16 protein-coding genes are annotated in these 24,718 nt (G+C 59.3%); 9 read left to right on the top strand and 7 right to left on the bottom strand.

What is annotated here, in order from left to right; genetic code table 11:
* The first annotated feature begins 222 nt into the window (after positions 1–222).
* Positions 223–1,851 carry a pyoverdine maturation tyrosinase PvdP gene (gene pvdP, locus V6F78_RS12450; protein WP_047294125.1) on the top strand — a complete coding sequence of 543 codons (1,629 nt, stop codon included), beginning with the start codon at positions 223–225 and terminating at the stop codon, positions 1,849–1,851.
* Between the two features lie 73 nt (positions 1,852–1,924).
* Here pvdP and V6F78_RS12445 read toward each other — a convergent pair whose 3' ends face one another.
* From V6F78_RS12445 to V6F78_RS12425, 5 genes are all read right to left on the bottom strand, one after another.
* Positions 1,925–2,866 carry a hypothetical protein gene (locus V6F78_RS12445; RefSeq protein ID WP_139048400.1) on the bottom strand — a complete coding sequence of 314 codons (942 nt, stop codon included), beginning with the start codon at positions 2,864–2,866 and terminating at the stop codon, positions 1,925–1,927.
* 30 nt (positions 2,867–2,896) lie between these two features.
* On the bottom strand, positions 2,897–3,847 hold the full coding sequence (locus V6F78_RS12440; protein ID WP_169839843.1) for a hypothetical protein: 951 nt from the start codon (positions 3,845–3,847) through the stop codon (positions 2,897–2,899).
* 285 nt (positions 3,848–4,132) lie between these two features.
* A complete protein-coding gene (locus V6F78_RS12435; RefSeq protein WP_332727658.1) occupies positions 4,133–5,527 on the bottom strand; it encodes an efflux transporter outer membrane subunit in 1,395 nt (464 codons plus the stop codon).
* A 7-nt stretch (positions 5,528–5,534) separates the two neighbouring features.
* Positions 5,535–7,502, bottom strand: coding sequence for a MacB family efflux pump subunit (locus V6F78_RS12430; protein WP_047294119.1), 1,968 nt, complete (start codon positions 7,500–7,502; stop codon positions 5,535–5,537).
* A complete protein-coding gene (locus V6F78_RS12425) occupies positions 7,503–8,675 on the bottom strand; it encodes an efflux RND transporter periplasmic adaptor subunit (protein ID WP_047276498.1) in 1,173 nt (390 codons plus the stop codon).
* Positions 8,676–8,987: 312 nt separating this feature from the next.
* On the opposite strand from V6F78_RS12425, the gene V6F78_RS12420 reads away from it, so the two are divergent.
* From V6F78_RS12420 to V6F78_RS12385, 8 genes are all read left to right on the top strand, one after another.
* Positions 8,988–9,467 carry a sigma-70 family RNA polymerase sigma factor gene (locus V6F78_RS12420; protein ID WP_047294115.1) on the top strand — a complete coding sequence of 160 codons (480 nt, stop codon included), beginning with the start codon at positions 8,988–8,990 and terminating at the stop codon, positions 9,465–9,467.
* 117 nt (positions 9,468–9,584) lie between these two features.
* Positions 9,585–10,922: a lysine N(6)-hydroxylase/L-ornithine N(5)-oxygenase family protein gene (locus V6F78_RS12415; protein WP_047294113.1), complete on the top strand. Its 1,338-nt coding sequence runs from the start codon at positions 9,585–9,587 to the stop codon at positions 10,920–10,922.
* Between the two features lie 708 nt (positions 10,923–11,630).
* Positions 11,631–14,393 carry a magnesium-translocating P-type ATPase gene (mgtA, locus tag V6F78_RS12410; RefSeq protein ID WP_047294111.1) on the top strand — a complete coding sequence of 921 codons (2,763 nt, stop codon included), beginning with the start codon at positions 11,631–11,633 and terminating at the stop codon, positions 14,391–14,393.
* Between the two features lie 70 nt (positions 14,394–14,463).
* Positions 14,464–15,180 carry an MgtC/SapB family protein gene (locus V6F78_RS12405; protein ID WP_047294109.1) on the top strand — a complete coding sequence of 239 codons (717 nt, stop codon included), beginning with the start codon at positions 14,464–14,466 and terminating at the stop codon, positions 15,178–15,180.
* 288 nt (positions 15,181–15,468) lie between these two features.
* The gene (locus V6F78_RS12400) at positions 15,469–16,095 is read left to right on the top strand and encodes a response regulator transcription factor (protein WP_203305217.1); all 627 of its coding nucleotides are present in this window, start codon (positions 15,469–15,471) and stop codon (positions 16,093–16,095) included.
* A complete protein-coding gene (locus V6F78_RS12395) occupies positions 16,096–19,353 on the top strand; it encodes a transporter substrate-binding domain-containing protein (RefSeq protein ID WP_332727380.1) in 3,258 nt (1,085 codons plus the stop codon).
* A 118-nt stretch (positions 19,354–19,471) separates the two neighbouring features.
* Complete coding sequence (locus tag V6F78_RS12390) at positions 19,472–19,816, top strand: hypothetical protein (protein ID WP_047294103.1); 345 nt, start codon at positions 19,472–19,474, stop codon at positions 19,814–19,816.
* A 56-nt stretch (positions 19,817–19,872) separates the two neighbouring features.
* Positions 19,873–20,358, top strand: a complete 486-nt coding sequence (locus V6F78_RS12385; protein ID WP_047294102.1) for a GNAT family N-acetyltransferase — start codon at positions 19,873–19,875, stop codon at positions 20,356–20,358.
* A gap of 115 nt (positions 20,359–20,473) precedes the next feature.
* Here the strand turns inward: V6F78_RS12385 and V6F78_RS12380 are convergent, their stop codons facing one another.
* Together V6F78_RS12380 and V6F78_RS12375 are read right to left on the bottom strand one after the other, a co-directional pair.
* Positions 20,474–22,720: a TonB-dependent siderophore receptor gene (locus V6F78_RS12380; protein WP_094991378.1), complete on the bottom strand. Its 2,247-nt coding sequence runs from the start codon at positions 22,718–22,720 to the stop codon at positions 20,474–20,476.
* Positions 22,721–22,871: 151 nt separating this feature from the next.
* Positions 22,872–24,614, bottom strand: a complete 1,743-nt coding sequence (locus V6F78_RS12375; RefSeq protein WP_094991377.1) for a phosphoethanolamine transferase CptA — start codon at positions 24,612–24,614, stop codon at positions 22,872–22,874.
* Between the last annotated feature and the right edge of the window lie 104 nt (positions 24,615–24,718).

Raw genomic sequence — 24,718 nt, 5'->3', positions numbered from 1 at the left:
ACTCCTTGGAGGTTGTAAGAATGAGGCTGAGTATCCCTGTCCTAGCGGGTCTGAAAAACCCGTCCTGAGACAAAGCACTCGTGAGTTCAGGTCATGAATCACTGAGTGCGCTCACGCATAGGAGTTCCGGCTGCCGGATACGGGGCCACGGCCTAAATTTCGTCGGTGCACGCACGTTCTAGCTTGGATAACGCCTGCATTCAGGCTGGGACAGGTAGGGCAATGACGATTTCTCGACGAGGGTTTATCGCGGGTTTAGCGATCACCGGCGCAGCGGCGCCAGCAGCGTTCTATGGCCATCGCGAGTTGACCCGGGTGGACGAGCCGGTCACCCCCGGCGAGGCAACGGTCGACCTCGCGGACACCGCCGGGCAGCAACTGGCTGATCAACTGCGTGGCCTGTGGACGATCCGCTTCAACGGCCGCGATGCCGGGCTGGACGGCTTGCCGTCCGATGACCTCGAAATGTGGCTGGACATCGCGCCGCGTGGGCGTGGGGTACGCGGCTATCTGGACACGGCGCAGGTGTTGCACAGCCAGCAAACCCCGCGCTACCGCATTCTGGGCGACCTGGTTGAACCCGACGCCAAACACCTGCACTGGCGCCTGACGCGCAGCGATGCGCCTCATGGCGTGCCCGATTACGAGTTGAGTTTCAGCCTTGATGAAGTGTGGGGCATGTATGGCAACGCGGGCAGCGGCACGTTGAGTGGCCGGGTGCAGCGTCTGGATCGCCCGCTGGCATTGCTCGAGCAGGACAACCACGTTGTCGCGCTTAAACGCACTTTTCCAGAAGCCCGCGAGCGTATCGGGCTAAACCCGACCTTGCTGGCGTGGCTGGTGTCCCCGGAACACCGCTTGTTTCACCAGCTTTGGCATGCCTCACGCGACACCTGGCACGACCTGTCCGAGACCAAGCGCAATGCCTTGCGCGGCATCGGCTGGCAGCCCGGTCAGCGCGACAAGGAACGCGACGCCCGTGGGCCACGCAAAGACCGCAATGGCTCGGGGGTGGATTTCTTTTTTATGCACCGGCACATGTTGCGCACAGCGCGCTCGATGCAGCATTTGCCCTCGTGGTCCGCGTTCCCGATGCCCCAGCCGGAGCTTGCGCGCGACCGCGCGGGGTTCGCCCGTTACTTTGACAACCACGACGGCAGCGCCTTGCCACCGACCTGGCTGGCGGAGGGCGATGAGTTCTACACCCAGTGGCTGAGTGATATCAAACAGCCTGAGACCTTTCACAGTAATTTTGAGGTGTGGGAGTCGCGCTACCGTGACCCGCGTTATCTGTCGACATTGACCCTCGGGCAGTTCGGTTCCGAGGTTGAGCTGGGGCTGCATGACTGGCTGCACATGCGCTGGGCGTCAGTGCCGCGCGATCCCTCCAACGGCGCTCCGGTGCCCTGGGCGCGTGACCCTGCGGATTTTTCGGCGCGCTGGTACGTGCCTGAAAACGACTTTCTGGGCGATCCGTTTTCGTCCCACGTCAATCCCGTGTTCTGGTGCTTTCACGGCTGGATCGATGATCGCCTTGAAGACTGGTTTCGCGCCCACGAACGCTTTCACCCAGGCGAACTGACGCGTAGGGAGGTCAATGGCGTGCCGTGGTTCGCGCCGGGCCGGTGGGTCGAAGTCGACGACCCGTGGTTGGGGCCCATCACCCACGGGTGCAGCACCACGCCGGGGCTGGCGTCGGGCAAAACCGTGGAAATGGACCCTGAAACCATGAAGCTGGCGTTACGCATTACCTTTGGGGATGAAAAGGCCCTGGACAACTTGTTCCGAAAAATTCCGCGCCGCCCCTGGTATGCGCGGCATCTGGTGACCAAGGCCCCGCCCCGCGAGTGACCCTGAAGGCGGGCGTATCCGATGGGGGACCGTGACGGGTGAGCGTCATGAATTCAACGGCCAGGGTCCCCGTTCATTTTGTTATACAAACCGGGTTGAGTTTCAGGAGGGCCAGGTCCTGGCAAGGCCGTTGCCCGATCAGGTACATATCGCCCAGGTAGCTGGTCAGGCAGGGCGCAGACACGAAGCGTCCTGCCGTTTGCGAGTAGATATCCACATCGAGATAGGGGCGGAACATTTCAACGGTGTATTGGTTGCCCGACCGTTTTCGCGTGGCGCAATAAAAGTATTCCCCTTGGGTATGCAGCGCGGAGGCGCCATAGGTATCTGGTTGGTTGGACACATGTATCGGGTATTGCTCATCGATCAGTTGAAAGGTCACCAGTTGCCCGGCGGCGCTTCGGGTAGAAACGAAGGGCATTTCTCTATGGATACACAGTGAAGGGCTTTCAACGACGCTTTTATGGTCTTCGCGCACATGGGGTTGCCAGCCGGAAGGCCCCAGCACTTTGTAATAAAGTGCGCGGCTGTCTTCCCCGCGTAAGGCGAGATACAGATTTACACCATTGCCCACTGCCGATGGGGCATCAGACGTTAACACCTGGGGGACGGTTTCGACGGGCGACCACTGAGTGCCGGAGAACGTGATAAACCGTATGGATTTATCAGGTGCGGTATAAAAACAATACAAGTGATCTGCATACACGGTGACGGAAGGTCGAAGCTGGCGGGTCCGTGTGGTCGGCAATTCAGAGATGTGCTGGATAATCATTTGATTGGCTGAGTTTTTGAACAGCACGGTATAACCCAGCGTAAACACTCCCGGTGCTTTTTGCAGGGCGTAAAAAATATATAACTTGCCTTTGAATTCAACCGCTGAGGCGCCGGTGGACATGCCGGTGCCTTCAATCAATAAATGAAAGTCCCATGTTTCGCAGGGCATACTCTCCTGCGGATCTTGAGACAGGACTTGACGTGTGGGTCGAAGGGCGGAGTGGTCGTGTTCAGTACTCAAGGGCGCACCTTTAAGGTTGATAAGTTATTGTTATTTAATGCACTCAGGGTTGAAGATCGAAATGCCCAAGTCATTGCAAGGCCGCCTGCCAATCAAATACAACTCGTTGTGGTACTTTGCCAGGCACGGCGGGGAGGTATAAACCCCCGCTGTCTGGTAGTAGTCGTTTACTTCAAGGGGGGATCGAATGAGTTCAGTGGTGTAGTGGTTGTTGGAGCGTTTAAGTGACGCGTCAACCATAAACCTGTCCCACTGAATAAATGCAGGAGGCCCAAAAATATCGTGTTGCGAAGAGGTCAAGACGGGGAGCCAGCCATTATCTTGAAACTTGAACAGGTACAGGCGCTCATCGAGCCCTTTAAGGGCAACGGTTGGCAGGCCGCCCGCGATGCTGAGAGAAGGGCTGCCGTTGAATTTTATCTGGGGATCGCGCTGATTCGGTTGCCAGCCCGATGGATCCAGCACCTTGTGATAAAAGTCGCCGCCCTCTGTACCCCGCAGTACCACAAACAGTTGATCGCCCAGCGCTGCCACTGAGGGCGCGTCGCTGGTCAAGACCTGTGGCACGGATTGCGTGCTCTCCCAAAAAGTACCCGAGCCCACATTGAAGCTGATGCCGCCGCTCGCATCTCTGTAAAAACAGAACAGCCTGTTTTGATAGACCGTCACCGCAGGGCGAAAACCGCCTGAAGGACGATATTGATTATCCGACTCATTGGGTAATTCATGGATACCCTCTAACACAAGTCGGTCACTTGAATTTTTCGACAGGATTGCATAGCCGATCATGCCGTCTTGCGGGCCGCGACCTTTGTTATAGAAGGCATATAACTTGCCTTGGTATTCGACGGCTGAAACGCCGCTGTTAATACCGGTGCCTTCTACCGGAAGAACCAGTTGCCAACTCTGGCAGGGGAACGTGTCCTGGGGCTGATTACCTGCATGCAGGTTTAGCATGTTATCGCCCATATGTGTGTTCAAACGTGACTCCTGACTGCAACGTAATGTGCAAGTAGATAAGGAAGCGAATTAAACGGTGCGTGAGTCCTATGCTCGTCGAACTATCACCATTGAGACGAGTCGATCCAGCAACAGCGCGTTCTGCTTCGTTGTTCTTAAGTCGGGGTGATGACTTTTCCATGCAGCTGTTGAAAACGGCATGTCGACATACTAAGGCGGGGCGGGGGCGTTGAAGGGGTAGATATATAGGGTGACGTTTACGGCGTTATGGGCACAGCAGCGCCGCACTGGAGGTGGCCTTGGCCGCTACCGCGCGTGCCATCCCCCGCCCAGTGCTTTATACAACGCGATGCTGGCTTGCAGGCGCGCCAGGCGTAGTTGCACGTGCTGGTCTTGCGTCTGGTACAGCGTGCGTTGGGTGTCCAGCACCGTCAGTAACACCTCTGCTCCGGCGGCATAACGGTGTTGGGCAATGGCGAACGCCTGTTGCGCCTGCTTGAGTTCTTCGTCTTGCCACTGGCGCTGGCGGTCCAGCCCGTTAGCGCTGTTCAGGGCTTTTTCGACGTCGGCAAAGGCGCTGATGATGCTGGCGCGGTAGGTGTGCAGCAGTTCCTGCTGGCGGGCGATGGCTTTGTCACGTTCGGCGCTCAGGCGGCCATTGTTGAAGATGGGCGCCGCCAGCCCTGCCGTCAGGTTGTAGAACGGGCTGCGCAGCACGTCGCTCAAGCGGTCGGCGCCCGAGCCGAGGCTGGCGCCCAGGGTCAGGCTGGGCAGCATGGCGGCCCGTGCGACGGTGATGTCGGCGTGTGCCGCCGCCAGTTTGGCTTCGGCGCTGGCGATGTCCGGGCGGCGGCTCAGCAATTGGCTGGGTACGCCGCTGCCAATGCTTGGCCAGTGCAGGCGCGCGAAAGGCGTCGCCCCTAGTTGCAGCTGTTGCACGGGCTTACCCAGCAAAACGGCCAGGCTGATGCGCGCCTCTCGGGCTTGCTGTTCCACGAGCGGCACGTGCCGTTGCTGGCTGGCCACCAGGCTGGTTTGCTGGGCGAGTTCCAACGCCGTGGCCGAGCCCGCGTCATGGCGCGTTTGCACCACCTTGAGCACCCGTTGAGCGTTGGCGAGGTTGAGGCGGGCGATACGCAGTTGCTCAACAAAGGCCAGGGTCTGCACGTAACGGTTGGCGACGCTGCTGAGCAAGGTCAGCTCCACGGTTGCGCGATCAAACTCGCTGGCCCGCAGCGCCTGTACCGCACTGTCCCGGGCAGCAGCCTTGCCCCCCCAGAAATCCACCTCATAGCTGGCGGTCAGGTTGGCATCAAAGTAGTCCACGGCCTTGTTGTCATCGGTGGCATCCAGCTGACTGTAGCCGTTGCCGCGCAGGAGTTTTTCCCGGTTGCCGCTGCCACCGAACTTAACCTCGGGCAGCAGCGGCGCACCGGCAATCACGGCGCCGGCTTGCGCTTGCTGCACGCGGGCGACGGCCGCCGCAAGGTCATAACTGCCCGCTTGGGCTTCGGTAATCAGGCGATTCAGCTCAGGGCTGCCAAACTGTTGCCACCATGGCTGGTTGACGGCCAGGGAGGCGCGCTCTTGGGCAAACTGCCAGCTCGGCGGCGGGACAACGGCCGTCGCGTCAGGCGCAACGTTCTGGCTGCAAGCCCCCAGCAACAGGCACACGGACAACAGGCTCAAGGACGGCTTTATCAATTGTTTATTCACTGGTCAGGGCCGTGACCGGGTCGAGCCGGGCAGCTTTGCGGGCCGGCATAAAGCCGAAAATGACGCCGGTCACCAGGGCGCAGCCAAAGGCGCCGAGGACGGCCATCCACGAGAACGCCACGGCCACGTCGCACAGGTACAACACGGCGCCGACGATGAAAGCCAGTCCGATGCCAGCCGCGCCCCCCACCACCGAGAGCATCAGCGCTTCGGTGAGGAATTGGCGCAGGATGTCGCGTTGGCGCGCCCCGGTGGCCATGCGAATACCGATTTCACGGGTGCGCTCACGCACCGTCATCAGCATGATGTTCATCACCCCGATGCCGCCCACCAGCAATGAGATGGCAGCAATCGAGCCGAGCATCAAGGACAGGGTGTTGCGGGTCTTGGCCTCGGCTTGAATCATCGCGGCGTTGTTGGTGATTTCGAAATCGCGATGGCCGTTGTGCAGCCTGAGCATCAAGTGCTCGATGGCTTTTTCGGTCTGATTGACCTTGCTCGCGTCGGCCGCGGCGATCACCACGTATTCCGGGTTGTGGGTGCCAAACAGGCGGACACTGGCGGCGGAATAGGGCACCACGATGCGCGTGTCGCTGTCCGAGTCCCCGGAGCTGGCGCCTTTTTCGGCCAGAATCCCCACCACGCGAAACGGTACATTCTCCAGCAGAATGTAGCGCCCGATCGGGTCGGGCACGTCCTTGAGTACCTTTTCCCGCACTTTCTTGCCGATCACAGCCACGGCGGCCGCCGCGTCTTCGTCGGCCTGGGTGAAGAAACTGCCTTGCACCACCGGCCAGTTGAAGATGGCCGGGAAATCGATGCCGTTGCCCCCGGTGTACATCGTGTGATCGACGTTGCCATAGCGCACGCCAATCTCGGCGCCGTTGATCGGCATGATCATCTTCACCTGCGGCAGCGTGGACAGCGCGGCCACGTCATTAAGCGTGATAATTCCCAGCGGTGCCCGAGGCCGGGGCGACATGCCGCTGAGGTAGATGATGTTGGAGCCGAACGCGCCCATTTCGGCCATCACTTGACGCTTGCTGCCTTCACCCACGGCCAGCATCACCACCACCGACGCCACGCCAATCACGATGCCGAGCAAGGTCAGGGCGGTGCGAAAGCGATTGATCCACATCACCCTCCAGGCTGCGTGAACGGCGTCCACCAGCTCGCCTTTCCAGGCCCCGCGCGCTTCGCTGCCCTGGTTGAGGCGTTGGCGCAGGTCGATGGCTTGCAAGGCGTTCGGGTTGTCAGAGACGGGGGGCGCGCCATTGGCGCTGTCGCTGATGACCTCGCCATCGCGCACTTCGATAATGCGGTTGGCCCGTGCCGCGACATCGCGGTCGTGGGTAATCAGGATCACCACATGGCCCTGGCTGGCCAGTTCATCGAGCAACGTCATGACCTCGGCGCCGCTGTGGCTGTCGAGGGCGCCGGTGGGTTCGTCGGCGAGGATGATGTGCCCGCCGTTCATCAAGGCGCGGGCGATGGACACCCGTTGTTGCTGGCCGCCGGACAGTTGATGCGGGCGGTTGCCGGTGCGTTCGGCCAGGCCCAGGCGCGTCAGCAGGGCAGCGGCGCGGGCATGGCGTTCGGCGGCAGGCATGCCGGCATAAATAGCGGGCATTTCGACGTTTTCCTGGGCCGAGGCAGAGGGAATCAGGTGGTAGCCCTGAAACACAAAGCCGAAGGCTTCGCGGCGCAGCCACGCCAGCTCGTCGGTGTCGAGGCTGGCCACGTCTTCGCCCGCAAACAGGTAGCGCCCGGACGTCGGGCGGTCGAGGCAGCCGAGGATGTTCATCAGCGTCGACTTGCCGGAACCCGAGGCGCCGACAATGGCCACGAATTCACCCGCATGGATCGACAGGCTGACGCCTTTGAGCACCTGCACCTGCGGGGTGTCGACACCGCCGTACACCTTGCGGATGTCATGCAGTTCAATCAGGGGCGTGGGCATTTAACCTCCGTTGCCGGGAGCGGGGCCGATCAGCAGGTGATCGCCTTCGTTGAGCCCTTCAAGGATTTCGACGCGCAAGCGGTCGCTGATGCCAGTGCGGATCTGGCGGGTTTCGATGTCACCGTTTTTGGCCACCACCCGCGCGGTCTGGCGATCGCTGTCGGTGCTGCCTTGCAGCGCCACGACCGGCGCCAGCAGGACATCGCGCGCCTGATTGGCGACGAAGAACACTTGGGTCGTCATTTCAGGCATCAACGCCTGGTCGGTGTTGTCGACATCGAGCAGCACGGTGTACAGCACCACCCGCGCGCTGCCGCTTTTGCCTGAGCTGGCGGGGCTGCCGCCGCCCTGACTGGCCTCGTTCAGGGGCTTGGGCGGCACGGGCAGGATTTGCCGCACGGTGCTGGCCCAGCGCCGGTTGCCGCCGCTCAAGGTTGTGAAATACGCCTGCATGCCCGGTTTGACGTGGCCGATGTCGGCTTCCGAGACCTCGGCCCAGACCGTCATGGGCGACAGGTTGGCGATCCGCAGGATCAGGGGTGTTTGCTGCTGGGCGTTGAGGGTTTGCCCTTCGCGGGCGTCGATGGCCACCACCGTACCCGACATGGGCGCGAAGATGCGCGTATAGCCCAGTTCGGCTTCGTCGCTGCGCAAGCTGGCCCGGGCCTGACGGATCTGTGCCTGGAACATGTCGATGCGCGCCTGCGTGGTGCGCACCTCAGCCCGGGCACTTTGGATGTCTTCTTCGCGGGTGGCGCCGCCCTGGGCGAGGCGCTGCTGGCGCTGGTATTTCTGTTGCGCCAGATCGTGCAGGGCGCGTTGTTCTTGTAACTGGGCCTTGAGGTTTTCAATGGCGAAGCGGCTGGCGTCGAGCTTTGCGGTTTGCGTCGACGGATCGATCTCGACCAGCGGCTGGCCTTGCGTGACCTCGGCGCCGACGTCGACGTGGATCTTGCGGATCTGCCCGGACGCCTGGGCGCCGACGTCGACGTACTGACGCGGTTGCAGCGTGCCGAGTGCCGTCACACTGCTTTCGATGTTGCCGCGTGTCACGGGCACCGTGTCATACGCTTCGCGACCGGGTGTCAGAAAAGGCCAGGCAACCAGGGCACCAACCAGCAGTGAAGAAAGTACGATCAGCAACGCGCGGCGGGTCTGTCGGGGGCGTTTCATGCAGGGTTCCGGCCAATGGGATTCGGCCCGTCGTCAGGTTATCGAGCTGAAATGCCCTACAGCTAACGCTGTCGCGAGATGACAGTTACGGGGAGCTGTTGAGTAGACGTAGGCGTGAGCCATGAATTTAAGGCTGTTCGGATTGGGCTGTTACTGAATATTTCCTGTTTGTTTCTACGGCCGGACTTTAAATCTATATGAGAATTACTATAAATTACGTCCCCTAAAGTGCCATCATCATGCCGCCATCTGATTCGGCCCTGTTTCAGCGCTCATGGAAAGTTGCCGCACCCGCTGCGGTCAGGAGTTACGTTGGAAAACTACTACCGCGAGCTGGTCAGCTTTTTGAGCGCCAGACTGGGCAATGCACAGGCCGCCGAAGATGTGGTGCATGACGCCTATGTACGCGTACTGGAGCGTTCCAGCGATGAGCCGATTGAGCAGCCACGGGCCTTTTTGTACCGCACGGCCCTGAACCTGGTGATCGACGGGCATCGACGCAACACGCTGCGCCAGATCGAGCCACTGGAGGCCCTGGACGCCGACGAACGCTTTTACAGCCCATCCCCGCAGGCCACCCTGGCGCAGGGTCAGCGTCTGGAAATGGTGCAGCGCGCGCTCAATGAGTTGCCGGCGGTGTGCCGCGACTGTTTCTTGCTGCGCAAGCTCGAAGGGCTGTCCCACCTGGAAATTGCCGAACGCCTCGGTGTGTCCCGCAGTGTGGTCGAGAAGCACATCGTGAACGCCATGAAGCATTGCCGAGTTCGGATTCGGCAGTGGGACCACGCTTAAATTTTATTTCTGTAGCCTCGTTCCTACTCAACAGACGACCTGCTGCGCTGCAACAGCGCAATCGGGTCATGGGCTTTTTCTTCCCTCTGTTGAGGGGCAATCCAGAGGACACTGGAAATGACACAGGCAATCGCTTCGGCCGTCGTTCATGATCTGATCGGCATCGGTTTCGGGCCTTCCAATCTGGCCTTGGCCATCGCCCTGGAAGAACGCGGGCAGGTGCAAGGCCCGTTGGACGTGCTGTTTTTGGACAAGCAGGCGGACTACCGCTGGCACGGCAATACGCTGGTCACCCAGAGTGAGCTGCAGATTTCCTTCCTCAAGGATCTGGTCACATTGCGCAACCCGACCAGCCCTTATTCTTTCGTCAATTACCTCAAAGCCCACGGGCGCCTGGTGGATTTCATCAACCTCGGCACCTTTTATCCGTGCCGCATGGAGTTCAATGACTACCTGCGCTGGGTGGCGTCGCACTTTGAAGCACAAAGCCGCTACGGCGAAGAAGTGCTGGCCATCGAGCCGGTGTTGCATCAGCAACAGGTCGAAGCGCTGCGCGTGATTTCCCGCGATGCCCACGGCCAGCAGCACGTGCGCACCACGCGTTCGGTGGTGGTCAGCGCGGGCGGTACACCGCGCATTCCAGAGGCGTTCAAGGCACTCAAAGATGACAGCCGCGTGTTCCACCACTCGCAGTACCTGGCGCGGATGGCTTCGCAGCCTTGCGTGAGCGGCCAGCCCATGCGTATCGCAATCATTGGCGGTGGCCAGAGTGCCGCCGAAGCCTTCATTGATTTAAATGACAGTTTCCCGTCGGCCCAGGTGGATTTGATCCTGCGCGGTTCGGCCCTCAAACCGGCCGATGACAGCCCGTTCGTCAACGAAGTGTTTTCGCCGGAGTTCACCGATCTGGTGTACCAGCAGAACACCGCCGAGCGCGAGCGCCTGATTACCGAGTACCAGAGCACCAACTACTCGGTGGTCGACATCGACCTGATCGAGCGTATTTACGGGATTTTCTACCGTCAGAAAGTCTCGGGCATTGCCCGTCACGCGTTCCGCAGCCTGACCGGCATTGAAAGCGCCGTGGCTGACGAGCAGGGCATCACCCTGGCGCTGCGTAACTCCGCCAACGGTGAGGTCAGCACGCAGGCTTACGATGCAGTGATTCTGGCCACGGGCTATGAGCGGCACATGCACCGTCACCTGCTGGCCCCGCTGGCTGAGTACCTGGGCGAGTTTGAAGTGGACCGCGATTATCGAATCGTCACCGACGAGCGATGCAAAGCGGGGATCTACATGCAAGGTTTCTGTCAGGCCAGCCATGGTTTGAGCGATACCTTGTTGTCGGTTCTTCCGATTCGTGCCGAGGAAATTTCAGCATCTTTGTATGGTTACGAGAAAGATCGTGCAAAGAGCGGCGTCAGCGCTGAGCAAATGCTGGCCGCTGCCGTCTGAACCTGCCCCTACTTAAGGCCCTGTCGCAGCGCTCTGTTCCCAGCCTTGGCCATTGCCTCCCTCCAGTCGCTCACGTTTTTTGAGTGAGTGACTGGTCATTTCTGAACCCGTGCTGAAGAACTGTTTGATTCCTCAACGGGACGTGTTTTCACGGTTTACTCTGCAAAAGGTCGGGCGTAAGCTGCCGGCGTTTTCATCAATAGCGGAGTCCCTCAGTGGGTACCAGTTCGAGTGACAGTAGTCGGCCGGTCTTCAAGACTGGCACATACTCGGCAAGTTAACGCGCAGCTTCCCCTGCCGTTTCTTGCTGAACAGCGAGAAATGGCGCCTGGAGCCGGTCCCCTGTGACCTGATCCGACAAGCCCTTTCTTCGACACTTAAACCTGTGTGACCAACGCCTTCTGCCAGGCCGGTTGCCTCAGGAAGCAGGCTCATGCCCCGCGTTTGCGGCGTAGCGCCTGTGCTCGCCTGCACCTGCCGTGGAATCCCGCTGACGTTGTCTGTCAGAGGACTCACCATGGGTAACACGTTTATGCCAATCCGCCGTCGCCATCATCGACCTGCCTTGCCGGGCCGTGGGCGATTGCCCCGTTAAACGCAGGTATTTGACCTGCTCGCGAGTACTCACACCATGAATGACGGTTCGAGATTAAGGCCGCCTGCGTAAGCCCCGATGAGGGTGAGCGCAGGCGGCGCAGGAGTAGCACGATGAAACTCACCCTTAAAGAATTTTTCGCAGGTTTTCTGCGGACCCGGCACATCGCCCGGCATTTTCGGCGTCTGGCCGTGCTCGACAGCGTGACCCACACCACCGTCAGCCGCGAGGTGCCGCCCACCCTGGCGCAAACCCTGGTAGCCGCGGCCCACAGTGACAGTGCCGAGCTGATCGACCGGCTCGGCACCCACACTGACGGGCTGAGCGAAGCTGAAGCGCAGGCCTTGCGCCAACAGCACGGGCTTAACGAGGTCGAGCACGAACAACCGCTCAGCCGTTGGGTTCACCTGTGGCACTGCTATAAAAACCCCTTCAACTTGTTGCTGACCTTGCTGGCGGGCGTGTCGCTGGCCACCGATGACGTCCAGGCCGCGGTGGTGATTGGCACCATGGTGGTGTTGTCCACGGTGTTGCGCTTCTGGCAAGAGGCCAAGTCCAATAAGGCCGCGGATGCGCTCAAGGCCATGGTCAGCAACACCGCCACGGTGATGCGCCGTGACTTCAGTGCCGATGCGGCGCCGGTGTTTGGCAAATTTTATGGGGCGTCGTTGCACATCAAGGGCGCGCAACGCATCGAGTTGCCGATCAAGCAACTGGTGCCGGGTGACCTGATCGTGTTGTCGGCCGGGGACATGATTCCGGCAGATTGCCGCGTGCTCAGTGCCAAGGACCTGTTCGTCAGCCAGGCAGCCATGACCGGCGAATCCATGCCCGTGGAAAAATTCCCGCACCAGGCAGACCGCGATACCCGCAACCCGCTGGAGCTGGAAAACATCGTGTACATGGGCACCAACGTGGTGTCCGGGGCGGCAACCGCCGTGGTGCTGACCACGGGCAACGCCACGTATTTTGGGGCATTGGCCCAGCGCGTCGGGGCCACCGACCGTGGCCCGACGTCGTTCCAGACCGGTGTCAATAAAGTCAGCTGGTTGCTGATCCGTTTTATGTTCGTGATGGCGCCGCTGGTGCTGTTCATCAACGGTTTCACCAAAGGCGACTGGCCCGAAGCCCTGCTGTTTGCACTCTCGGTGGCCGTGGGCCTGACGCCTGAAATGCTGCCCATGATCGTGACTTCGACCCTGGCCAAGGGCGCGGTGTTTCTGTCGCGCAAAAAGGTCATCGTCAAGCGGTTGGATGCGATCCAGAACTTTGGCGCGATGGACGTACTGTGCACCGATAAAACCGGGACCCTGACCCAGGACAAAATCTTTCTCGCCCGTCATGTGGACATCTGGGGGCAAGAGTCCGACGACGTGCTGGAAATGGCCTACCTCAATAGCTATCACCAGACCGGCCTGAAGAACCTGCTGGACGTCGCGGTGCTGGAGCATGTTGAGGTGCACCGCGAGTTGAACGTGGGCACGGCCTACAGCAAGGTCGACGAAATTCCTTTCGACTTTAACCGGCGGCGCATGTCGGTGGTGGTGGCCGAGCACGACCGGCCGCACGTGCTGATTTGCAAAGGGGCTGTCGAGGAAGTCCTCTCCGTGTGTCAGTACGTTCGCCACGGCGATGCGCAAGAAGTACTGACCGATGAACTGCTGGCCCGCATTCGCAGCGTCACGGCAGCGTTCAACGAAGAAGGCCTGCGGGTGGTGGGCGTCGCCGCACGTTCCATGCCGCGCGGGCGCGACACCTACACCCTGGCGGATGAGCAAGGCCTGACCCTGATCGGCTACGTGGCGTTCCTGGATCCACCCAAAGAGAGCACGGCGCCCGCGCTCAAGGCACTGGCTGAACACGGCGTGGCGGTTAAAGTGCTGACCGGTGACAACGAGTTGGTGACGGCGAAAATTTGCCGGGAAGTGGGGCTGGACCAGCAGGGTTTGTTGCTGGGCAATGACATTGAGCGCATGAGCGATGCCGAACTGGCGGTGGCTGTGGAAACCACCAATGTGTTTGCCAAGCTCACGCCCACCCACAAGGAGCGCATCGTGCGCTTGCTCAAAGCCAATGGCCATGTGGTCGGTTTTATGGGCGACGGGATCAATGACGCCCCGGCATTGCGCACCGCCGACATCGGGATTTCGGTCGACAGCGCCGTGGACATTGCCAAGGAAGCGGCTGACATCATCCTGCTGGAAAAGAGCCTGATGGTGCTGGAGGAGGGCGTGCTGGAAGGGCGTCGCACCTTCGCCAACATGCTCAAGTACATCAAAATGACGGCCAGCTCCAACTTCGGCAATGTGTTCTCGGTGTTGGTGGCGAGCGCCTTTATCCCGTTCCTGCCGATGCTGCCGATGCACCTGCTGGTACAAAACCTGCTCTACGATGTGTCGCAGATTGCGATTCCGTTCGACAACGTCGATGACGAGATGTTGAAAAAGCCCCAGCGCTGGCAGCCCGCCGACGTGGGACGCTTCATGTTGTTCTTCGGACCGATCAGCTCGATCTTCGACATCCTGACGTTTTGCCTGATGTGGTACGTGTTCCAGGCCAATACGCCCGAGCATCAGACGCTGTTCCAGTCGGGCTGGTTTGTGGTTGGCCTGCTGACTCAAACCCTGATCGTGCACATGATCCGCACGCCGAAGATTCCGTTCCTGCAAAGCCGCGCCGCCATGCCGCTGCTGGTCATGACGGGGGTGATCATGGCGATCGGGATTTTCCTGCCGATGGGGCCATTGGCCAGCTACTTTAAACTGGAGGCGCTGCCACCGCTGTACTTCGTGTTCTTGCCCGTGATCCTGCTGGCGTACATGGGGCTGACCCAAGCGGTGAAAGGGTTCTACATTCGCAAGTTCGGCTGGCAGTAACGCCAGCGCTCACCCATCGCCGCCTGGCCGGGCGGCGGTGCCACACAGCGATTGAGTCAGGGATGAAACCATGCAAGCACTCAACAACATCAACCTCACGTCACTGATCGACACCCTGGTCAGCCTCAGCGCGGCGTTCGTCCTGGGCGGGTTGATCGGTTTCGAGCGTCAATACCGCCAACGCACCGCCGGCTTGCGCACCAATGTGCTGGTGGCGGTGGGCGCGGCCATTTTTGTCGACATGGCCAACCGCCTGGGCGGGGCTGAAGGCGCCGTGCGGGTGGTGGCCTATGTGGTTTCCGGTATCGGCTTTTTAGGGGCCGGGGTCATCATGCGGGAAGAAGGCAATGTGCGTGGGCTTAACACGGCCGCCACGCTCTGGGCGTCTGCTGCCGTAGGCGCGTGTGCGGGGGCTGACCTGATTCTCGAAGCGCTGCTGGGCACCTTGTTCGTGCTCGCGGCCAACACCTTATTGCGTCCGATCGTGAACAACATCAACCGCCAGCCGTTGGACGTGATTTCGTCCGAAGTCACTTACATGGTCTATGTGATTGCGCGACGTCATCAGCAAAAGGCCGTGCTTGCCTTGCTGGAAGCCGAGCTTGAGCGCAGCAATTACCCGGCGCGGGATCTGGATCTGCATGCGTTTGGCCAGGACGAAGTCGAGATTGAATGCACGCTGGTTGCCACTTCCGTGGACGGCGACGAGCTGGATGCACTGGTCGCGCGAATTTCCACATCAACGTTGGTGGTCCAGGCGTTTTGGAGCCCGAGTACCACGGAGTAACTTCGGGATAACGGAAAGCATCTTTAAGGGAATTCTTACAACAAGAGTCACCAGCGCCCTTCCTCGCGATGGTTTTTTTTTGGCCATTATCCGCAGCTTGATTTGAAATCGGTTCTAACCCGGCAGCGTTTTTTTTGAGCCTGATGAAAGAAGTTCGTAGGACTTTTCCTATACTTCATTTAGGTCTCAATAACTCTGTCTTTTTGGGTTGATATTAAATCGTGTCTATTCAAAACGGTGATTTTCGCTCGGTGTACACCGGCATTGATACTACTGGCTGGGGTGCATATGCATAAGATTTTGATTGTTGATGATCATCCGTTAATCCGTTCTGCCGTGAGCGCCATCTTGAGCAATCACGGTTATCACGTCGTGGGGGAAACCGATAGCGGGGTGGACGCTGTTCAAATGGCCCGCGAGCATCATGTCGATCTGATTATTCTTGATCTGAGCCTGCCAGGGCTCGATGGCCTTGAAGTCATCAGGCGCATAAAAACCTCGGGCCTTACGAGCCGTATTCTGGTGCTGACCTCCCATTCGCCCCTGCATTATTCACAGCGTTGCATGAAAGCCGGTGCGACCGGATTTATCACCAAAACCAAAGGCCTTAGCGAAGTTCTGCAAGCGGTAAAAGTGGTGCTTGATGGGTATACCTTTTTCCCCAACTTGAGTGACAGCTCTGTGCGCAGCAGCGATAGCGCCGTGAGTGAACAGGAGTTGATCGAGCGTTTATCCGGCCGTGAACTGAGCATTCTTAAACAACTGGCACTGGGTAAAACCAACAAGAAAATTGCTGAAGACATGTTGCTCAGCAGTAAAACCATCAGTACGTACAAAGCCCGCCTGATTGAAAAGCTGAACATGAAGTCGGTGGTTTACCTGGCAGAGTTTGCCAAACGTAATGACCTGATCTGAATGAACGCGCTCATCCTCCGGGCGTGGGCTGGCATGGTGGTGCTCGTATTCGGGTGGCCACAAGCCTTTGCTGACCCCTCAGTGCAAACCTTGCAGCTGCTGGGACGCTCGAATGTCGAAGAGTACAACGTGGCGCTTGAGGCCGCCGATGAACACTGGCTTGAGCAAAAGGGTGTCTTGCGATTAGGGGTGTCAGCCCCCGACAACATGCCTTTCGAACTGGCCGAAGATGAGCAGTACCTTGAAGGCATCACGGCGGACTATGCGCAACTCCTCTCGCAGTTGCTGCACATCGCGATCGATGTCAGGCGCTACCCTTCAAGGCCGCTTGCCGTGCAAGCCCTCAAGCAAGGTGAAGTCGACCTGCTGGGCAGCGCCAACGACTTTGAAGCCCAGGACAGCGCGCTCAAGTTGACCCAGGCCTACGCCGAAGACGCGCCGACGCTGGTGACGCGAACGGCGCGAAAAGGCCATTTGCCTGCCGATCTGGCTGGCCTGCGGGTGGCGCTGCTGGATCATTATTTACAGCCGCAAAAAGTCCAGGCGTTTTACCCCAAGGCCATCCTGCAACTGTACCCGTCCACCCTGACCGCGATCGGCGCAGTGGCCTTCGGCCAGGCAGACGTCTACCTCGGCGATTTCATCGGCGCCAATTACCTGATCAACAGAAATTACTTGAACAACGTGCAGTTGGCTGACTTCTCGCGCATGGAAGTCACCCCGTTTTCCTTCGCCCTTGAACGGGATAACACCAGGCTGTTGGGTATTGTGAACGCCGCCCTGTCGGCCATTCCGCCCAGTGAACGCATGACGATCCTGCGCCGCTGGAGTTCGGAAGGGCCGCAGGTAAGCGGTCATTGGCGATTAAACCTCAGCAGTAACGAACAGCGCTGGTTGAATGAACACCCGCGACTGAAAGTGGCCATCAATGACCATTACCTGCCGCTATCGTTTATTGATGAGCAGGGCGCCTTCAAAGGCGTGAGCGCGGATGTGTTGCTCAATATCAGTGCTCGAACCGGATTGGTGTTCGAGCCGGTGACGGGGAATTCTGTTGAAGAATTGATCGCGCTGGTGACTACGGGCGAAGCCGACTTGATGGGCGCTTTCACGCCCAGCAACGCCCGTGAAGGGCAATTGCGCTTTTCCCGGCCTTATCTCACCACGCCCTTCGTGCTTGTCACGCGGGTCGGGTCGGGCAGCCCGACCACCCTGGACCAGATGGCAGGCCAGCGGGTGGCCATGGTGCGGGGCACTGTGCTGCGTGAATTTGTGTTGCATCACTACCCGCAGGTGCAGGTGCTTGAGGTGGAAAATGCCTGGGAAGCCATGAACAAGGTGACCCAAGGTGAGGCGGCAGCGGCGGTCAATGCGTTGATCAGCGCGCGCTATATGATTTCGCGCTATTTCCGCGAGCAGTTGCATATCACCAGCACGGTCGGCACACAGCCCGCGCATATCGGCTTCGCCACGGCGCGTCACTCATCGGAGTTAAGCAGCATTCTCGACAAAGCCTTGTTGAGTATCAGCCCTGAAGAAATGGGCGCCTTGACCCAGCGCTGGCGCACCACCGGGCAAGAGACAGACAGTTATTGGTTACGCAATCGTGCCGCGATTCTTCAGGGCTTTGCGATTGCCGCTGTTTTGTTGGCGGTGGCGTTGGGCTGGATTGCTTATCTGCGTCGCGCGGTCATTAAACGTCAGCAATTGCTGGAGCAGCTGCAGGCCGCCAAGCAAAGTGCTGATGAGGCGAACCGGGCCAAAACCACGTTTTTGGCCACCATGAGTCATGAAATTCGTACGCCGATGAATGCGGTGATCGGCATGCTCGAACTGGCCATGAAAAAAGCCGAGCAGGGTGTGCTGGACCGGTTTGCCATCGAGGTGGCTTCCGGATCGGCGCGAGAGTTGCTGGCGCTGATCGGGGACATTTTGGACATCGCGCGCATTGAGTCCGGGCATCTGTCTTTAAGTCCTGAACGGGCCAATATTCAGGCGTTGGTCGCGTCGGTGTTGCGCATGTTTGACGGTCTGGCACGCCAGAAACGTCTGAATCTGGTCAGTCACGTGGTCTGTGAAGTGCCTGAGACGGACGCTTGGATCGACCCTATGCGGTTCAAGCAGATTGTTTCCAACCTGCTGAGCAATGCCATCAAGTTTACGGACGCCGGAGACGTGAAGCTGGCCTTGCGCGTGACGCCGGGCCGCGACCCTTCACGCCTGAGCGTGCGCGTGCGCGTGAGCGATACGGGCATGGGCATCTCTGAGGCCGATCAGTCACGGTTGTTCAGCCCGTTCATTCAAGCCAGCAACAACACGCAATCCGCCCGCAGTGGCTCGGGCCTGGGGCTGGTTATTTGCCGAACCCTCTGCGAAATGATGGGCGGAACGTTACGCCTGCAGAGCGTGCTGGGGCAGGGGACTCAGGTTGAGGTGCTGTTGCAGGTGCCGCGTCTTGAGCCGATAGCACTGCCCATTGAGCCTGAATCGGCGCCGCTGCAAAGCCGTTCGTTAACGATTCTGGTGGTCGACGATTATCCGGCGAACCGCCTGTTGCTGGCTCAACAGATGCGCTACCTGGGGCATCAGGTGGTCGATGCCGAGCACGGGGCGCGAGGGCTTGAAAGCTGGCATGCGCGCTCATTTGACGTGGTCATTACCGATTGCAACATGCCTGTCATGAACGGTTATGACCTGGCGCGCGCCATACGCGAACAAGAACACCTGCTGGGCATGAAGCCGTGCCTGATCCTGGGGTTTACGGCCAATGCTCAACCCGAAGAAGTTGACCGTTGCCTGGAAGCCGGGATGGATAAATGCCTGTTCAAACCCATCAGCCTCAAGGACTTGAGCGACTGTCTGGCATCGGTCGGAGGTGAGGAGACCGATGCGCTTTGCGGCGCCGCGCCAGACATTGACCTGAGGTACCTGCGCGAGACCAGTCAGGGGGATGAAGCACAGGTCCAAAAGATGCTGGCCGCTCTGGCCACGAGTAATCAGCAGGACATGGCCCGGCTGTTGGCAATGTTTGTGGCCGGCGATCGCAAGGGGGTGATGGGGTTGGCGCACGGCGTTAAAGGCGGTGCGCGCCTGATCGACGCGCGGGACGTGATCCATCAATGTGAGCGCCTCGAAGACGCCTGTGCTGCCAGCCATGCCCCCGAGCTGACCGAGGCTGTAGACGCTTTGTACCAAAGCATGGAAAGGCTCGATGAGCTGCTTGCGCCTTATCTGGATGACGATGAATCGGGCGCCTGACAAGACCGGCGGCCTCTTGAAATGGGGTGGGCAGCACTTATTTTGCTGGTGCCGTGGCCTGAAGCTGCCTGGCACCGGTAAACGTTCCTACGACACACTTGCTGATGGTTCAACTTAAATGCCAACGAAATCATTGCGAATCTTGATCGCCGACGCAGAGCGAAAAGAGGCTCTGAAGATAGAGAGGGCGCTTAACGGTTTGGGCTATTTCCGCATTGCGCCACTGGACCGGATTGAAGCCCTGCTGGGGCTCGGGGATGCCGAGAAACATGCGTTTGATGTGTTGCTGATCAGTCAACCCATGGCGGCCGCTGCGGGTTTTGATCGACCCGACGCCCGCAAGGATCACCCGCAATACAAACACGTGCTGGTGTATGCCAGTGCCCATGACGTTGCACAACGGGTCAACGCGTTGATGCAGAGCATTGACGTGCCGGTCACTACGTCAGGCTTGTCGGGCTGAGGTTGGCCCGTTAATGTCCGAGGCTTCTTATGCACGTTGATAAAGGAGCCGATGGCATGTCAGACGTGGTTGTGGTGCAAGCGGACTATTTGAACCCTGTTCACGCACAGGCCGTCAGGGATGTGCTCAACCATTACGCCAGGGACCCGATGGGGGGCGGTGAGGCGTTATCGGATGCGGTTCTTCAGGCGTTGCCCGCTGAACTGGCCAAGCGCCCGCATGCGTTCAGCGTGCTGGCCTTTGTAGGCGGCCAAGCCGCGGGATTGATCAACTGCTTCGAAGGGTTTTCCACCTTCGCCGGTAAGCCGCTGGTCAACGTTCACGACGTGTCGGTGGTCGATACCTATCGGGGGCTGGGCTTGAGCCAGCACATGCTGGAGAAAGTTGAAGTCATCGCCCGTGAGCGCGGGTGCTGCAAAATCACCCTCGAAGTGCTGGAAGGCAATCCGGTGGCCCAGGGTTCCTATCGCAAGTTTGGCTTTAGCGAAGGCCAACTGAATCCGGCGCACGGGCGCATGCTGTTCTGGAATAAATACTTGTAAGGCTTGCCGCCGGTGACTTCAGGCGGGTGCCCGGCGAGCCGCATATGAATTGCCCAGGGCTGCTTGCGCCAGCCCCGTTCGTGCCCTGCGTTGCCCGCTGCCTACCACGGGCTGGCTACAGCTTCCATTCAATCCCCAGGTTGACGGTACGGGGATCCCCCCAGAACACACCGTTATAAAAACCGACATTGTCGTAGTACTTCTGATCGAACAAGTTCTTGACGTTCAGTGTGGCCGACACGTGTTTATCGAATTCGTAGCGGGCCATCAGATCCACCAGGGTGTAGGACTTTTGAGTGATGGTATTGGCGACGGTAATCGGCTCGCCCTTTTCATCTTTGTCACCGGTTGGACGTCGGGCCTCACGGAATATGTCGCTCTGCCAGTTGACGGCCGCCCCCACTGTCAGGGCTCGCCACTGTCCGGGCAGCCGATAGGTGCTTGAGAGCTTGAACAGGTTCAACGGCGATGCACTGTTGAGGCGTTGACCTTCACTGTCCCGCGAGTGGGTGTAGGTGTAACCGGCCATCATGTTCCAGTCGCGCATGATCTCCCCGGCCAGCTCTATTTCAAAGCCCTTGATCTTGTTGCCTTTGCCGGCAGCTTTGTAATATTCCTCACCATTCGGGCCGCGCGGCACGGAGTCATCTACCACGGGCACGTTGTCTTGCGTGCTCCAGAACACGGCGCTCGACAGATTCAACCGCTCATCCAGAAAGCTGCCTTTGAGACCCACTTCATAATTACTGCCGACCACCGGTTCAAGGTAAGTCTTGTTGATGGTTTTCTCTTCGGACGGTTTGAAAATATCGGTGTAGCTCACGTAGGCCGTGAGGTGTTCGGTGACGTCATAGAGCAGCCCGGCGTACGGGGTGAGCATGTCGTTATGCAGCTGGGTGACCTTGCTTTTTTGGGTCAGTCGGTACGTGGTTTCGTCGTATTCATTGTTGAGGTTTGTGCCTTTCCAGCTGCCGTAACGCGTGCCCAGCACCGCGTGCCATTGAGCGCTGAGGTTAAAGCGCGTTGCCAGGTACCCGGCTTTCTGCTGGGTGGTGTCCCGGCTTTGCTCCAGCCCGGTGTTGATGTCCTGGAACTTGGGCGCGGTGCTCAAGTCCTGCCAGTCGGGAATCTGCGTGTAACCTTCCGGGTTGCGATCAATTAACCAGGGGGAGGTATTGACGTACTTTGCCTCCCCGTAGCCAAACATCAGCTCGTGATCGCGCCCCAACAGCGGGTATGTGCCTGAAATGTTGATGTCCATGGCGGTCATGGATTCGTCGCCCGTCATGTGCTTGGTATAGGCCTGCATGCCCGTGCCATCGGCTTGCGGAAAACCGGCACCGGCGTAATAAACACTGCCGTCTGTACTGCTGATGCGATGGGTGTAAGCCGCTTTGAGGCGCCAGTCGCTGAATAGACGTTGATCCAGCGTGGCAAACGCCGTTTTGTCTTGCTTGGGCCATGAACTCCAGGGCGCCGCCCAGTTGTTTGAACGGCCCAGCCCGGCTTTCTCACCCGCGCCATTCCAGTAGGGCAACGTGCCCCATGATGTGCCCTGGACCTCTTTGTTGAAGTAGTCGTAACCCACCGAGAGGGTCGTGTCGTCGGTCAGGTCGGCTTCAAGAATGCCATAGGCGACTTCTCGTTTGAGGGCGTAGTGATCGCGAAAGGACTTTTTGTCACGGTAGGCCAGTACGCTGCGGCCGCGCAAACGGCCGTCGAAGGCCAATGGACCGCCGACATCCACGTAGCTGTAATAGTCGTCGTAACTACCGCCACTGACCCCCACTTTGGCAGCCAGTTCATGAGTCGGGCGCTTGCGAATCATATTGATGGTGGCTGAGGGATCACCTGCGCCAGTGGTCAGGCCGGTGGCGCCGCGCACCAGTTCGATGCGGTCATAAATGATCGTATCGGCGTCGGTTTTCATGTGGCGAAACGTGTTGAGCATCCCGTCGACTTGGAAGTTCTGGATGGAATAACCCCGGGATGAATAACTGACGCGATCCGTGTCGTTGTGTTGCACCACCACGCCGGTGGTATGGCGCATGGCTTCGGTAAGCGTGTTGAGGTTGAAGTCGTCCATTTCCTGACGGGTGACCACCGAAACCGACTGCGGGGTGTCGCGAATGCTCAGGTTAAGCCGGGTGGCGGTATTGGTAGAACCGGTGGTGTAAGCGCCTGTGTGCTCAGTGATGGCGCCTAATCCCTGGGCGGTGATGCTGGTTTTGGGGAGTTCCAGCGTGGGGGATGGGGCTGGCTCATCCTTTTCGGCCTCGGGCGCTGCCAGCAGTTGGGCGGTGAAAACACTGCCAAGCAGGCCGAGGGCGAACGTGACGGGACGGGGTTTGGGCGCGTACATGGCTGTCGGCTCCTTATCGTTGTTGTGAAGTGGTTCACATAAAACGAGCGATAAGGAGGCAAATTAGCCAAATGGGAAATGTTCTTATTTCAAATTATGTCTTGGCGCAACTGAAAGTCAACGAGGCGGTCGGGCCGCCTCGTGGCGGGGGTTATTGCTTGGCGATTTCACCGGGAGCCGGGTGTTTGGGTTTGATCAGGCTGAAGTCGATCAAGGCTTTTTGCGGACGCGAGTAGGGGTCGCCGATCAGTTGCGGGCGGGCCACGAATTGATCGCTGACCAGGCTTTTCTTGTCGTCCAGCTCATCGGCGGACAACCCGGCCAGGTCGCTCCAGGTGTGAATGAATTGCGAGCTGCTGTACGGGCGACTCAGGTCACGGGTGAAATTCCATGGGTGGTTTTCACGCCATTTCGGTGAGGCCCAGGCCATGAAGGGAATGGTGTACATCGGGGCCGTCGGTTTGGCTTCGTTGCGCCCCAGCGTGCTGTGGCCGACCGAGTCGAACACGTCTTCGCCGTGGTCGGACAGGTACAGCAGGAAACCGTTGGGATCGGTCTTGGCGAAGTCCTTGATCAGGCTCGACACCACGAAGTCGTTGTACAGCACCGCATTGTCGTAACTGTTGTAGGTCGGCACCTGATCGTCCGTCAGGCCAGCGGGCACACCTGTGCGGTCAGTAAATGTGTCGAAGCTGGGCGGGTAACGGTACTGGTAGCTCATGTGGGTGCCCAGCAAGTGAACCACGATCAATTTTCGCGGTGCGCTGTCGGCGAGGATTTTCGAGAACGGCTCCAGCACGTCGCCATCGTACTGACGGGCGTTCTGATTGCGGTTGTTGTTGAGGTAGACCTGTTCGTCCGCTTGCTCGGAGAAGGTGGTGAGCATGGTGTTACGCTTGGTCATGGTCTGCTGGTTGGTCACCCAGAAGGTTTTGTAGCCCGCCTGCTTCATCACACTGACCAGCGACGGCGTGCTCAGGTACAGGTCCGGGTTTTCTTCGTCCGCAAACGTCAGCACTTGTTGCAAGGCCTCGATGGTGTACGGACGCGGGGTCACGACGTTGTCGAAAATCGACAGCTGATCGCGCAGTTCGTCGAGGTTGGGCGTGGTTTTGCGGTTGTAGCCATACAGGCTCATGCGCTGGCGGTTGGTTGACTCGCCGATGACCAGCACCAGCGTGGCAGGCTTGCCCGCTTCACTGTCCTTGAGATGGGTCAACGGCGGGATTTTGCTGGCGCTGGCCAACATGCCCTGCATGCTGTCCAGTTGCTCAAGGTAACGGCGATACGCCACTACCATCTGCCATGGCACCGCCGGTTCGACGCGGCTTTCAAAGCTTTCCATCGCAGCGGCCAGGGTGTCGTGCTTGAGCGTTTGCTTGATCAACGGGTAACCCACGACGGCGACCAGAATACCGACGGCGGCGGCCCATGCCTGGACGCGGGGCAGGTACACCGGCCTTAAACGCGTCCACAGGAATACGGCCACGGCGGTATGTGCCAGGAAGGCCAGTACCATCCACCAGGCAAAGTATTGGGTTAGGTACTCGCCCGCTTCAGAGATGTTCGATTCGAACATGATGAAGATGACGCTTTGGGAAAATTCCTGCTGATAAATGAAGAAATAGCCGAGGCTGGCCAGGGAGCAAGCCCACAACACAACGCCAATAATCGCCGCGAGCACGCGAGTGCGGGCGGGGAAGAGCAGCATCGGGGCCAGCCAGATTGCGCTCATGACGAAGGCCTGACGGAAGCCGGAAAAGCCCGAGGTGCCGGTCAGCTGGATCAACAGTTGAGTGATGCCGGAAAAGTACCAGAAGAACAGAAACAGCCAGCCCAGGCCTGCCCAGTCGAACCCTTTAGCCGAGGTGGTATCGCGTTTAAACATCCCCATACAGCGCTCCAGCTGATAACCACTTGGATGGTTGGCGCAGCAAGGCGTGGCCAACGCGTCAGCGCTGCATCAAGCGTTGAGCAGCCTTCGAGCGTTGAAGTATC

It is taken from the genome of Pseudomonas sp. ESBL9, from assembly GCF_036668715.1.
Taxonomy (GTDB): domain Bacteria; phylum Pseudomonadota; class Gammaproteobacteria; order Pseudomonadales; family Pseudomonadaceae; genus Aquipseudomonas; species Aquipseudomonas lundensis.
Note: the sequence above shows the minus strand (reverse complement) of the source record. Positions and strands in the feature narration are given on the sequence as shown.